Source organism: Streptomyces sp. Edi4 (assembly GCF_040253615.1).
In the GTDB taxonomy this organism is placed as follows: domain Bacteria; phylum Actinomycetota; class Actinomycetes; order Streptomycetales; family Streptomycetaceae; genus Streptomyces.
Genome location: NZ_JBEJGY010000004.1, coordinates 6391576 through 6404591, shown reverse-complemented (window position 1 = coordinate 6404591; position 13016 = coordinate 6391576). Strand labels below are relative to the sequence as shown.

The 13016-nt window shown below is 69.3% G+C and carries 11 protein-coding genes and 1 pseudogene; 5 read left to right on the top strand and 7 right to left on the bottom strand.

Features of this window, described 5'->3' with window-relative positions:
• The first annotated feature begins 896 nt into the window (after nucleotides 1–896).
• Both ABR738_RS30880 and ABR738_RS30875 read left to right on the top strand, forming a co-directional pair.
• Nucleotides 897–1964: a lytic polysaccharide monooxygenase auxiliary activity family 9 protein gene (locus ABR738_RS30880; protein ID WP_350233223.1), complete on the top strand. Its 1068-nt coding sequence runs from the start codon at nucleotides 897–899 to the stop codon at nucleotides 1962–1964.
• 240 nt (nucleotides 1965–2204) lie between these two features.
• Complete coding sequence (locus ABR738_RS30875; RefSeq protein ID WP_350233222.1) at nucleotides 2205–2516, top strand: hypothetical protein; 312 nt, start codon at nucleotides 2205–2207, stop codon at nucleotides 2514–2516.
• A 140-nt stretch (nucleotides 2517–2656) separates the two neighbouring features.
• Here ABR738_RS30875 and ABR738_RS30870 read toward each other — a convergent pair whose 3' ends face one another.
• Complete coding sequence (locus tag ABR738_RS30870; protein WP_350233221.1) at nucleotides 2657–3046, bottom strand: hypothetical protein; 390 nt, start codon at nucleotides 3044–3046, stop codon at nucleotides 2657–2659.
• A 412-nt stretch (nucleotides 3047–3458) separates the two neighbouring features.
• Entirely contained in the window at nucleotides 3459–4598 is a 1140-nt protein-coding gene (locus tag ABR738_RS30865) for a PucR family transcriptional regulator (RefSeq protein ID WP_350233220.1), read from the bottom strand.
• Nucleotides 4599–4684: 86 nt separating this feature from the next.
• On the opposite strand from ABR738_RS30865, the gene ABR738_RS30860 reads away from it, so the two are divergent.
• Entirely contained in the window at nucleotides 4685–5743 is a 1059-nt protein-coding gene (locus ABR738_RS30860; RefSeq protein WP_350233219.1) for a ferredoxin reductase, read from the top strand.
• 7 nt (nucleotides 5744–5750) lie between these two features.
• A complete protein-coding gene (locus ABR738_RS30855; RefSeq protein WP_350233218.1) occupies nucleotides 5751–6905 on the top strand; it encodes a fatty acid desaturase family protein in 1155 nt (384 codons plus the stop codon).
• A 604-nt stretch (nucleotides 6906–7509) separates the two neighbouring features.
• Here the strand turns inward: ABR738_RS30855 and ABR738_RS30850 are convergent.
• Nucleotides 7510–8070, bottom strand: a complete 561-nt coding sequence (locus ABR738_RS30850) for a phenolic acid decarboxylase (protein WP_350233217.1) — start codon at nucleotides 8068–8070, stop codon at nucleotides 7510–7512.
• A gap of 88 nt (nucleotides 8071–8158) precedes the next feature.
• Here ABR738_RS30850 and ABR738_RS30845 point away from each other — a divergent pair, with 88 nt between their 5' ends.
• Nucleotides 8159–8593 carry a MarR family winged helix-turn-helix transcriptional regulator gene (locus ABR738_RS30845; protein ID WP_350233216.1) on the top strand — a complete coding sequence of 145 codons (435 nt, stop codon included), beginning with the start codon at nucleotides 8159–8161 and terminating at the stop codon, nucleotides 8591–8593.
• Between the two features lie 268 nt (nucleotides 8594–8861).
• On the opposite strand, the gene ABR738_RS30840 is transcribed toward ABR738_RS30845, so the two are convergent.
• The 4 genes and pseudogenes from ABR738_RS30840 to ABR738_RS30825 all read right to left on the bottom strand — a co-directional run bounded on the left by ABR738_RS30840 (nucleotide 8862) and on the right by ABR738_RS30825 (nucleotide 12845).
• Nucleotides 8862–10076: a PP2C family protein-serine/threonine phosphatase gene (locus ABR738_RS30840; RefSeq protein WP_350234811.1), complete on the bottom strand. Its 1215-nt coding sequence runs from the start codon at nucleotides 10074–10076 to the stop codon at nucleotides 8862–8864.
• A 324-nt stretch (nucleotides 10077–10400) separates the two neighbouring features.
• Nucleotides 10401–10727: pseudogene (locus ABR738_RS30835) on the bottom strand (CBS domain-containing protein); the annotation flags it as partial.
• Nucleotides 10728–10772: 45 nt separating this feature from the next.
• The gene (locus ABR738_RS30830; protein WP_350233215.1) at nucleotides 10773–12305 is read right to left on the bottom strand and encodes a DEAD/DEAH box helicase; all 1533 of its coding nucleotides are present in this window, start codon (nucleotides 12303–12305) and stop codon (nucleotides 10773–10775) included.
• Nucleotides 12306–12641: 336 nt separating this feature from the next.
• Entirely contained in the window at nucleotides 12642–12845 is a 204-nt protein-coding gene (locus tag ABR738_RS30825; protein WP_350233214.1) for a cold-shock protein, read from the bottom strand.
• Between the last annotated feature and the right edge of the window lie 171 nt (nucleotides 12846–13016).

The window sequence follows — 13016 nt, the reverse complement described above, 5'->3', positions numbered from 1 at the left end:
AGGCTGCCCGGCTCGGCGGGGTCGTCGCTTATCCAGAACCGGGACCGGAGGCCCGCGAACCGACAGACCGGTGATCCCGGCCCGGCGCTCCAGCATGTGCCGTTGCTGCGGGCGCTCGATCCGCCCACGGTTGCGGTCGGTGCGCAGCAGCCGGAACTCACGCGCGGCAGCGGGCGTACCAGGCGACCGGACCACGGGTACCACTCCCAGACCACGTACCGGCGCACCTCACGTCCGGCCCCGGGCGACGACGTGCGCGACGCCGCCCGGCGAACCGCGCAGGCCCGGCTCCCGGCAGGTGACAAGCTCCTTCAGTTACGCCTCGGTGGCGTCCGACCGGCGGAGGCTTCTCGCCGGTCTCCTTACAGCACGCAATGCGCTCGTCGCTCCAGACGAGTGTGACGGTGCGGGTCAGGTGGCAAGCGACGGCAGCGAGCCGCCCCGGTCAGCAGGGCGTGACGCCGCGTAGTTGGCAAGGAAGACGCAGGCTGGTTGGCAAACTGTCGTCACCGTGGGTGACCTTCTCGGCCGGGATTCCGCCGGTGGAGCGGGGAGCGTGCGGTAGGGGCGGGTGGTGGTGTTCCACCGGTGGGCGCCAAGTAGAGCGATCGGTGAGGCGGTGAAGACGGGTCCGCTGAGCGGCTTGCGGGTCGGCCACATGCCGGGCGGCCAGCACTTGCCGGCGATGGGCTGGAACAGGGGAGCTTGAGCGCGCCGCTGGCGACCCGTCGGCGTCGACCGCGGTGCCACATGGCGTCCTGATGTGTTCGCTCAGTCACTCGATGTTGATGCCGGATGGATGGACCGCGCTGAAGATGGGCAGGCCCCGCCGAGTCAGCATGCTGAGGGGCCCGCCTGTCGGCCTCTACCGACGTGCTGGTCGACGAAGGGACTCCATGAGCACATTCATCAGCGCGGCTCCTTCTGGACTGCGTGCCCAGATCAAGCGGCGCAGCGACGGCGATCACCAGATGTTCGGCATCGATCTGCGCTGGCAGATCGGGGCCAACTCGCCGGATCAGGGGGAATGGCCCCCACCATCGGACTGGAACGAAGGCAAGGCCCCTTACCCGCACATGTACGAAGTGTGGATCAATGGTCAAGCCCGGCAGACCGTCTTTCTGTACTGGCCGGCCTGGGACTGGATCCCGTCCAACTCCCACTGGGTGGACCTGGGCGATGCGCCCGACGCCCAGTACAGGGTGAAGATCCGCGCCATGGACGGGGACGGCGAGTTCACGGAGTTCACCAATGAGGTCACCGTCGCCTCCGAGGGGGCGGGCCCTTGGTCCCCTCGCACCCCCCGTTCCGGCTCGGGTCCGGCCAGGCACGACGGCGCCCCCCGGCACGGCACCGTCAACTTTCCACGCAGCCGGGCCGCCACCGCCATCCGCGACAACGACCCCTCCCCGATCTGTGCCGAGGCGCGGCGGCTGAACACCAGCACCACCTGGCAGGAGGTTCTCCCGGGCGCTGAACGCATGCTCGCCAGCTACCCCTGGAACCATTCGGGGCGCTACCTGGAGTACCGCAAGTTCTTCGAGGGCAACACGGTCGCCTCCACCGGCAACCCGGCATTCCGCGGCCTTGACCTGGCCGGCGACTGGCCCGTGACCGAACTACCGCCTGATGCCGACGGCCACACCTTCAGCTACGACTACACGGCGTACCACACCAACGAGACCTGGTCACATCGGTGGTTCATCACCTGTGACGGGTGGGATCCGGCCGACGGTCTGGCCTGGGAAAATCTCGACCCCACCCCCTTCCTGGTCGAGAACCAGGGCGCCGACCGGCAGGAAGACTCCACTGATTGGCACTTCGCGACCTTCCCCCAGCGGCGGGGAAGGGCGGCGATCGTGCAGATCTGGGGCGGCCATGGCGGCCCCGACACCCCGGACGGCGGCAACGGCGGCAAGAGCGGCGAGTTCTTCCTGTCCGTGTGCGACGTGAACATCGCCTGACAGCAGCGGCACGAAGCCAGAGACCGGCACTGCCGCCAGGCGACCACCGCTTACAAGCCCGCCTCGGCACCAGACCCTCCGAGGCGGGCTTCTCCACGGGCAGGATCCACGCGCGCCCCCGCAAACCGGTCTCATCGATGCCGGAGGCAACGACAGGCAGCGCTCAGCGCTCCTCGTGTCGCCAGCCGCTGACGTGCGGTACGCCGGTTCATCGACCTGGTCGTCCAGCGGCCCACGATCGTGGCCGGTAATTCCTCTGGCGGCATCGTGGCCGCCTACGTGGCCGCGTACGGCAAGCCGGGCGACCACGCCACGATGCTCGCGCAGGTGAAGAGGCCGGTGCTCCTCACCCACCACTTCCACACGACCGACCCCGGCACCGGCCGGCCCATGGGCGCGATGACCCACACCCAGGCCACAGGCCCGCCGCCTCATGGAACCCACCGGCCGGCCTGTGGCCTTCAAACAGCTCGACGCCCCGCAACCATGCACGAGCCGATGGCACAGCAGTACGCCGACGTCATCACAGGGTGGATCAAGACCCTTGCCTGACCAGGTCCTGTGGGCCGGCCACAGTGAGTCACTGATCGGCGCGTGGGGCGCGGCTCCAGTGAGAGCTCGGCGGTGAGCTGGAGCTCTCAGCTGCCCATGACGGGCGCTTCAGGTGCGGGTCATCCCAGGAGGCCGCGCGGTCAGCGCCGGCCGCCGCCGATGCGGCGGTCGTCGGCCAGTGCGGTAAGCGGGCCGAACTCGCAGGCGAGCTGGTTCCACGTCAGAACCTCGCCACAGCGGGCCGGGAACTCCTTCGGATTGAACTCGGGCATGGTCCAGGTGCCAGTGCCCCGGTCCCGTAGCCACAGATCCCCGTCACCGTCGACCACGGTCGGCGGGACCGGTACGGGCTCGGCCTGATCGATGGGCTCCCAGGTGATCCGGCCCGGGTGGGAAACGCGGCGCAGCTCGGTGGTGGCCAGCCGCGCGGCCAAGTCACGGGTGGACTCTTCGGCGTTCTTGACCGACTCGAGCCGGAATGCGTCGTCGAGTACGGGCAGGGCTGGATTCTTGCTGCGCTTTGAACTCATACGCTGACTACCTCCGGTGGGGGGCGTCACATCCGTTATGGCACCCCGTAGAGGAACACGGTATCCGAGGCGGGAGCCGGGCCGGCCACGACCGCTGTCCAGACGGAGGCGCTGGCACACCGGGCGGTGGGGCCAGCTGGCGAGTTGGTCCTGGACGTGGCGCAACGCGTGGTGGCAGCGCTCAGATAGGGCGTCCGGGTCTGAGGAGGTGAGTGAGGCCGCCGGGGCGAGCGGACGTCGGGCCGGGGCGGGTGCGGGCTCGGTCTCGCCGGGCTGCTGGCGGAAGTCGGCGCCAAGCACTCGAATCGCCATACCGGCACTGCGCCCTGGAACGTGCTGCGGCACGGCGCACCGCATCGAAATGGAGACTCCTACGCCGCGCCGGACATGGTCGTGGACGTCGTGGCATGCGTCAGCTGACCCGGAGACCGAGCGCAAGCGTCAACTCAAGGACGCGGTGTGGCGATGCGAGTTCCGGAAACAGCTCTCGCAGCTGTGACATCCGGTACCGGACGGTCTGTGGATGGACGAACAACGCCGTTGCCACCTCCTCCCGCCTGCCCTGGTGCAGCAGCCACGCCCGCAACGTCTCCTCCAGCCGCCGCGCGGTCGCGGCGGGCAGCGTCCGCAAGGGTGCGAGGGCTCGGGCACGCAGGTCCGCGAACGCGTCCGCGTCGGCGCTCAGTACCAGCTCGGGCAGGTGGTCCTCCGTGTCGCGGATGTCACAGGAGAGGGAGCGCGCGCGTACGGCTCGTGCGTACGAGGCGGACGCACGAGTCCATGGCCGGGCCGGGCCGACCACGGCGGCGCGGTGGTTCAGCTGCCTCAGCAGATATGCCCGGTCGGCGTCGGGGACCAGCAGCACGCCCCAGGCGTCCGGCAGATCGTCGAGGACGAGCGTGTTGGGGTTGACCGTGCGGTAGGCAGGCCGAGCCTGGGCGGCGGGCAGCAGCACCGCGGTCAGCGACACCGGAGGCTGCCACCCGGCCCGTTGCGCGGAGGCCCGCAGCACGTCCGGGCTCGCGTCGGCGAGGAGGTCGCGGGCCAGGTGTTCCAGGTGACGCTCGTGGGCCCGGCCCTGGGCGGCCAGTTCGTCGGCGTGGCCCGCGGCGCTCGCGGCGGAGAGCTCGTCGATGTAGGCGAAGGTCAGCTCGGCGAACTTGGCGACCTCGGCGGCGGGCAGCCCTGCGGGTACGGCACCCGTGGCCAGGCATCGCCAGGCCACGCGGGCGCCGACGCGGTAGGCGCTGAGCAGGGCGTCCATCGAACGGCCCTCGCGGACCTCGCCGCGGCCCAGCTCGTAGGCCGCGTCACCGGCGTCGCCGCCTGTGGCGTGGCCGCTCGCGAGGTCCAGGTAGTGCCCAAGGGCGGTGCGTACGGCGCGGCGGATGATGCCGCCCATGCGGCCCGAAAGGGCGTTGGCGTAGGAAGGAACCTCGTCGATGATCGCCTGGACGATCTCGTCGGCGGTGGTCTTCAGCGCGGCCCGCAGTGCGGTGACCGTCGTCTCATCCAGGGTCAGTTCGCTGGCTCTCCGAATGGCATGGTTCATGTTTTGTTTCCTGCGAACAATTCAGCCGAACAGATTCACGTTCTGCGGACAGGACTTTACGCCCTGAGGCGCATCAAGGTGGAGTCATGACGAGTGCGGCCCTCCGCGGCAGGGCGTGGAAACTGCTGGAGATGGTCACGACGCCGCTGTTGCCGTCGGACTACCTCGACCTGGTCAGTCCGCTGCGTGCGGGCGCTGACCTGCGCGGGCGCATCGAGGGCGTGCGCCCCGAGACGGATGACGCCGCGACCCTCGTGATCAGACCGGGGCGGGGGTGGCGCGGCCACACGGCCGGTCAGTACGTGCGAATTGGGGTCGACGTCGACGGGGTACGCCTGTGGCGTGCCTACTCGCTCACCTCGCCGACGGACCGCCGGGACGGCCGCGTCACGATCACCGTGAAGGCGATCCCGGGCGGCAAGGTCAGCAACCACCTGGTCCGCAGGGCGAAACCGGGCACGCTGATCCAGCTCGACCAGGCGACCGGTGACTTCGTGCTGCCGGAGGCCAAACCCGCCAAAGTGCTCTATCTGACGGCCGGCAGCGGCATCACGCCGGTGATGGGCATGCTGCGCGACACCGAGTTCGACGACGTCGTCATGGTCCACTCCGCACCGCGGCCACAAGACGTGATCTTCCGCGACGATCTGCACGACCTGGTCGCGGACAAGAAGCTCCGCCTCACCGAGATGCACACCGACACAGACGGCATGCTCGACATCGCCCGCCTCGACGAGCTCGTGCCCGACTGGGCCGAGCGGGAGACCTGGGCCTGCGGACCGGCGGGCCTGCTCGACGCCGCCGAGGCCCGCTGGATCGAGCACGGCGTCCAAGACCGCCTGCACACCGAACGCTTCCGCCCCAGCATCGTCGTCTGCGGGGACGGCGGCGGCGAGGTCACATTCCGCACCTCTGGCAAGACAGTCGTCGCGGACGGCGCCACGCCGTTGCTGGACGTCGGCGAGGAGGCCGGCGTGCTCATGCCTTCCGGGTGCCGCATGGGCATCTGCTACGGCTGCGTCACACCGCTCAGGGCGGGGGCCGTCCGCGACCTGCGCACCGGCGAGATCACCGAGGCAGAGCCGGGCGTCCTCATCCAGACCTGCGTGTCCGCCGCGGCGGGCCCCTGCGACATCGAACGGTAGGAGAACCTTGACCGCCATCGACCCCACCGCCCACCTGAGCGGGGAGCAGATCGAGGAGCTTGGCCGAGAGCTGGACGCGATCCGCGACGGGGTGATCGCCGTCCGCGGCGAGAAGGACGCCGCCTACATCCGCAAGGTCATCTCTGCCCAGCGCAAACTCGAACTGGCCAGCAGGGGCGTGCTGCTGTTCTCGGGCTTCCCGCCCGCGTGGCTGATCGGCACCGCCGGTCTGTCCGTGGCGAAGATCCTGGAGAACATGGAGATCGGCCACAACGTCCTGCACGGCCAGTGGGACTGGATGCGGGACCCGAAGATCCACTCCACTACCTGGGACTGGGATCACGTCTCGCCGGCCGAGCAGTGGAAGCACTCGCACAACGAGCTGCACCACACGTACACGAACGTGATCGGCAAGGACAACGACCTCGGTTACGGCATCATGCGCGTCGACGAGGACCAGAAGTGGCACCCGCTCCACCTCGGCCAGCCGCTGTGGAACTTCCTCAACGCCTGCTTCTTCGAGTACGGCATCGCCGCCTACGACCTGGAGCTCGGCAACAACCTGGACAAGCACCGCCGCAAGGACCCGGAGTTCCGTGCGCGGGCCAAAGCCGTCGGCCGTAAGATCCGCAAGCAGGTGCTCAAGGACTACGTGGTCCACCCACTGCTGTCGGGCCCGTCGTTCCTCAGCACGCTCGCCGCCACGTTTACCGCGAACCTGGTCCGCAACCTCTGGTCCCACTCGGTGATCATGTGCGGGCACTTCCCCGAGGGCGTGCAGGTCTTCGAGCGCCGGTCGATTGAGCGCGAGACACGCGGCGAGTGGTACCTGCGCCAGATGATGGGTTCGGCGAACATCAGCGGCAGCAAGGCCATGCACTTCATGACCGGCAACCTGTCACACCAGATCGAGCACCACCTGTTCCCGGACCTGCCGAGCAATCGGTACGCCGAGGTCGCGGTGAAAGTGCGCGCCTTGTTCGAGAAGTACGAGCTGGATTACGTCACAGGGCCGCTGCCCAAGCAGGTGTTCTCCGCGTGGCGCAAGGTCTTCCGGCTCTCGCTGCCGAACAAGAAGTCCAAGGTCAAGATGGCAGGCCCCAAGCGAAAGCCCGTCGCCACCTCCATCCCTGCCGGGGCGGTTCAGATGGCAGAGCGCTGACTCGACCCCCTTCGGCTCTCGCGCCCACTCACCTCACGAGACGGCGAAGGAAAGCCGTCGCCGACATCGCATGTGCCTCTGTCCGTGCGCGGCTGTCGGCAGGGCGGGACCAGGGACGGAGCGGAGTAACCCGGGCGGCGCATCGGCGTTGTACCCGGCATGCTCAACACGATGAGCCGGCCGGCCCCGGGCGTCAGCGGCCGGCGCGGCGACGGAACGATTCTCCGCTCCGGTCCGGAACCGATCTTTGCCGATCTCGTCCGCCAGTGGGAGAGCGCCAGCCGACTCGTTCCCGGCCGCCAGGACGCGCAGTGGATGTACCTCGTGCGCACGTCTCCGTGGCCGACCCACTGAGTGCTTCGCACTCCTCCAGGCTGCCGGGCCGGCACCGTGGTTGGGCCCCCGGCCCGGCAGTCACTCTCCCCCGTCCACAGGCGTCGACAGGCGTCGACAGTCCCAGACTGCGCGAGCAGGTACGCGCCTGCCGTCCAGTGCCGCACCGCGGAAGTCCCGTTGCTGGGGGCCACGCGCACCTCCAAGACCGGACGGATCCTTGCCGCGCTCCAGGTAGATCCGCACAGGTTCGCGGCCGGCAGACCCGGCCCTAGTTGGTCTCGTCCGCCCAGCCCGTGGGGAGATCGGCCGGGGCGATGGCGATGACGTCCTCGTTGTCCGCGCCGACGAACTCGTAACGAGTGATCTTCGCGAACTCCGGGACGACGTAGATCGGATACGTCGGGCCCGCGTCACGGAAGGCGCGCATCTGCTCCAGGTGGTCGTTCTGGAAGAGGACCGTACGCTCGCCGTGCTCCTCGACCCAGTGCGGGAAGAAGATCACGCCGTGCAGGACACGCTCGCCGGGGACGACGTTGACGGCGACGGAGGTGCCGGTCGGCTCGTTCCAGGAAACCTTGTAGACGCCCGCGGTGAGCATGACCAGGTCCACCTCCTGGTCCTTGACCCAGCGGCCGCCGACCATCCCGGTGTGGATGCGGTAGTCGATGGTGTGGTCGTTCTTGACGTACATCTCGTACTGCCAGCCGTTGGCGTAGGTGTAGATGAAGCGGTGGCCGACGATGCCGGAGAGGTCCTGTGGGGGGATCGGAGACGCGACCGTGGTGGGGTAGGCGGTCGCTTCGAGTGCGGCTTCGGCGATGGTGGTCATGGGAGCTCTCCTTGCTGCGTCACTGACTCCTTAAGTTTGTCACAAAACTATTTTGTGTCAAAACGAAATCTTCGGCAGAATGTCCGCCATGGACACCGCCTCCGACTTCAGCCGGCTGCTCGGCCCCCTGCGCCGCGCCGTACTCCGCTCCACACGGGGCGCGGCCGGCCTCCCCGACCTGCCCGAGGCCCAGATCGAGCTGTTGCGGGCCCTGGCCGCAGAGGGCTCCCTCGGCGCCAGGGTGGTGGCGGACCGGCTGCGTGTCGCGCCCTCGACCGTAAGCAACCTGGTCAAGACGATGGTGGCGTCCGGACTCGTCGAGCGGGCCGCCGACCGCGCGGACCAGCGGGCCGTGGTCCTCACCCCGACCCCCGCGGCGCTCGACCTGCTCGACCGCTATGACCGTGCCAGCACCGCAGCCCTGGAAGGCGCGCTTGCCGCGCTGCCGGCCGCGGACAAGGACACGCTGCGGGACGCGCTGCCCGTGCTGCGGCGTCTCGTGCGGGAATTGGACAACAGGTAGCTCCCAGCCGAGCACCCCCTCATCCTGAGGAATCCCGGGCTTCACCGAACCGGCCTCGCCCCACCGCGTTCAGCCGAACCCCCTCTCCCCCGCGCGAGGGCGTCCACACATCCGCGGACGGGGCCGCGCGGCGATGGCTCCGCACATGCTGCGATCACTGGAAGCGAGCACTTGCCCCGGTGCAGGCCGCAACCGGGCTCAGGCGGGACGCCCAAGGCGAGCAGGGCCGGCTGCCTGGGCCGCTCTCACCATCATGCGGGCCGGCGCGTCACTGTCTGGGCGTTGCCGGGAGTGAGGCGTCGGTGAGGTCGGCGCCGGTGGCGGCGTCGCGCTGAGAGTGGTGCACTCCGTGCCAGTCCAGGCACATCACGGTCGCGTCGTCAGCCAGATGCCCGGCACTGGCGTCGACGATCGCCCCGATGAGGGTGCGGGCGGCTTCTCGTGGATGCAGCGCCCGGGTGCGGAGGATCAGGTCGGGGAGGTCGACGCTGTCGGCGTTGCGTTCCAGCATGCCGTCGGTCAGCATCACCAGCCGGTCGCCGGGCCGGAGGTCGAGTGACTGCACGCGGTAGGTGCGCGGGTTCAGGACGCCGAAGGGCAGATCGATTTCCGGGACGATCTGCGTCACCTTGCCGTCTCGCAGTCTCAGCGGCCAGGGATGTCCGGCGTTGATGAACTCGGTGGTGCCGTCGAGCAGGCTGATCCGCAGCAGCTGACCGGTGACATAGCCCGCGCGGCCATGCTCACGCATGGCCTCGTCGGCGTGCCGGGCTTGCTCTTGGAGGTCTGCGCCGGCCCGCCGCGCGCGGCGCAGGGCGCCCATCACCAAGGTCGCCAGCAGCGCGGCACCGACGTCGTGCCCCATGGCGTCGGTGACCGACAATTGCATGGTGTCCCGGTCGATCACGTAGTCGAAAGTGTCTCCTCCGACATGGTCGGCGGGCTCCAGCGCCCCGGCGACCGCGAACTGCGCGGCCTCGCACGCCAGCGACGCCGGCAGCAGGCGGTGCTGGATCTCCGCGGCCAGGCTGAGCGGGCGGGTGCGCCTGCCCCACTGGTAGACGTCGGTGAACGACCGGTTGGCGATGACGATGTAGGCCAGCGCGTGAGCGGTCTCGCCGATCTCCCGCATCGTCTCGGCGTCCGGCGTCGAGGGCAGGAACAACTCCAGGAGTCCGATGGCATCACCGCGATTGGTCACCGGAGCCACCACCCGCACCATGCCTGTATCTGTGTCCCGCACGCCCGGCTGCTGGCTGCGGATCACGTCGTCGTACAAAGTGCCCCGCAGGGCGATGCGCCGGGCCGTCTCGCCCCTGTCAATGGTGCCGGCCGCGCCGAGGCGCACGACCGAACCGCCGCTGAAGTCGGTGATCAGGAAGGACACCGACGCCGCGCCGAGGCGCTCCTTGAGCAGGCGCGCGACCACGTCGAGTGACTCCACGGGCGATGCGGCCTCTGCCGCCTCCAGCGTCCCCGCCAGTGTCGACGCGCTGCCCGGACGGCTCCCGTCTGTCTGCCCTGCGGTCACAGCGCCTCCTCGGCTCCTCGGCTCGACGCCGCTCAGGACTCGCGTCCCGGACAAACGGGTTGCCGGCGGTGGTTCGGTACCGAACAGGTCCATTCGACCATGTGTCCCGGCCTGCATCCGGGCACCCGGCCGTCGTCGCCCGTCCCGCACCCGGACCCTGCGCGGGCAGGCTCCGCGTTCCAACACTGCCCCGATGGTCGCGGCAGATGAAGCCGGGCTGGGTGGCCCGCTGGACCTCGCAGGCGGTTCGGTCGGCTGCGGCGCGGCCGTTCAGCGGGTCAGGGCGGCAGGGCGCGGAGTGTCACCGGCGAGGATGTCCCGCAGCTGGACGCGATCGGTGTACCCGGTCCTGTCGCGGACCGCGGTGAGCTGGGCCAGGGTGAGGAGCCCCGTGCACACGCTGTCGTTGTCACAGACAAGCAGGTGACCGGTGTGGGCGCTCGCCATGACGGACAGGGCCACCTCGACGGTCATGTCGTCGAAGACCCGCGGACCGGTCATGTCGGTGGCGTCGGCCACCGACCGCAGTACGGGGGTGGCGGCCACCGAGCGGAGTACGGGGGTCGCGGCCATCGCGCGGGGCTGCACCTGAACCATCGTCAAAGAAAGCTCCTGCGGAGGTAGATCGGTTTCCGGACACGGGGGTTGTCAGACCGCGGTGCCGAACGCGGACTGCTGTGCGGTCCTGCGCCGGGCAGCCGAGGCGGGGCTGCGCCGGCCGCGGGACGACGACGTGCTGCGCCGGCTCCGCTCGACGACCGGCGCGGCGATCGTCACGGCGATGCCGGAGGGGGCCTGCGCGCCGGTGATCCGGGTGAGCTCCACGTCGCCGGAGCGGACCTGGGTGGTCTGGGGCACGATCCCGGCGGCGGTCATGAGGCGGGTCATGTCGCGGCGCTGCTGCGGGGTCACCAGGGTGACGACACTGCCGGTCTCCCCGGCGCGGGCGGTGCGGCCACCGCGGTGCAGATAGTCCTTGTGGTCGGTCGGCGGGTCGACGTTGACCACGAGGTCCAGGTTGTCGACATGGATGCCGCGAGCCGCGACATTGGTGGCCACCAGCACGGTGACATGCCCGGTCTTGAACTGAGCCAGAGTCCGGGTTCGCTGCGGCTGCGACTTGCCGCCGTGCAGGGCCGCGGCCCGCACCCCGCTGTCCAGCAGGTCCTGGGTCAGCCGGTCGACCGCGTGCTTGGTGTCCAGGAACATGATGACCCTGCCCTCGCGTGCCGCGATGTGCGTGGTCGTACGGTGCTTGTCCGCGCCGTGGACGTGCAGTACGTGGTGCTCCATCGTGGTGACCGCCCCTGCGGACGGGTCGACGGAGTGGACGACCGGATCGACGAGGTAGCGGCGGACCAGAAGGTCGACGTTGCGGTCGAGGGTGGCCGAGAACAGCATCCGCTGGCCGTCGGGGCGCACCTGGTCCAGGAGCGCGGTGACCTGGGGCATGAAGCCCATGTCAGCCATCTGGTCGGCCTCATCGAGCACGGTGATCGCCACCTGGTCGAGCCGGCAGTCACCACGGTCGATGAGGTCCTTGAGCCGGCCCGGCGTCGCCACGACGACCTCCGCTCCACCCCGCAGCGCGTTGGCCTGCCGGCCGATCGGCATGCCGCCGACCACGGTGGCCAGGCGCAGCTTCACCGCGCGGGCACAAGGGGTGAGCGCCTCGGTCACCTGCTGGGCCAGCTCCCGCGTCGGCACGAGGACCAGGGCCAGCGGCTGACGGGGCTCGGCGCGCTGCCCGGCGGTGCGAGCCAGGAGAGCCAGACCGAAGGCCAGAGTCTTGCCGGAACCAGTGCGCCCGCGTCCCAGGACGTCCCGGCCGGCCAGCGTGTTGGGCAGGGTCGCGGCCTGGATGGGGAAGGGGGCGCTCACACCCTGCGTGGTCAGCGCGGCGAGCAGCCCGGCCGGCATGTCGAGGTCGCTGAACGCCTCGGCCGCGGGCAGCGCTGGAGTGATCGTCTTCGGCGCGGCGAACTCGCCCTGAACCGCGGCGGGCCGCCGACCGTGACCGCCCGAACGGCTCGGGCCGCCCGAACGGCTGGGGGCTCCCGAACGGCTCGGAGCGGACGAGCCGAAACGGCTTTCCCGCCTCGAGCCCGCGCCGGACCCGAAAGCGGGGCCGTCACTGCGGTCGCGGCGGGAAGAACGGTCGTTCGTACGTGCGGGGTTCATGGAGAACCTTCCTTGATACGGCCATACGGCGCGCGTCAAGGAATTCCCGCAGCAGAAGAACAGCGCGAAGAATCACAAGAACGAACCGAATGAGATGCGAAAAATAATCTGGAACACGACAGGACTGACGCGGGCTGCATCGACAGAATTTCCGTCGTCATGTGGACGCGAAATTCCGGACGCCTACCGATTGCCACTTCGGACGCCGCGCGCGTCACTGGATGCGGGGACCGCGAACGATTGCCGTCCGCAGATCACACCCGCTGCGGGAAATGCTCGTAGCTGGGGCCCGCACCCCGAGGGATGCGGGCCCCAGCTACGAAGTATGCGCAGGCGTCAGGCGAGAACGATATTCTCGGCCGTCATGCCCTTCTGGCCCGACAGGATGTCGAAGCTGACCCTCTGGCCCTCGACCAGCTCGCGGAAACCCTGGGCGGCGATGTTCGAGAAGTGGGCAAACACGTCGGCACCCCCACCGTCCTGCTCGATGAAGCCGAAGCCCTTGGCCGCGTTGAACCACTTCACTGTGCCTGATGCCATGTCATATCTCCTTCGGGGCAGTACGCCGTTACCCGCGATGGCGGATACCGGGTCGCCGTGATGATGCCCCGTCCGGGAATACCGGCAATACGAAAAAGCGTCCATTGGCCGAAAAATCCCGGCGGAGACGCTTGAAGTTTTGGGAACCACAACTGCAACTGGGATCGACAG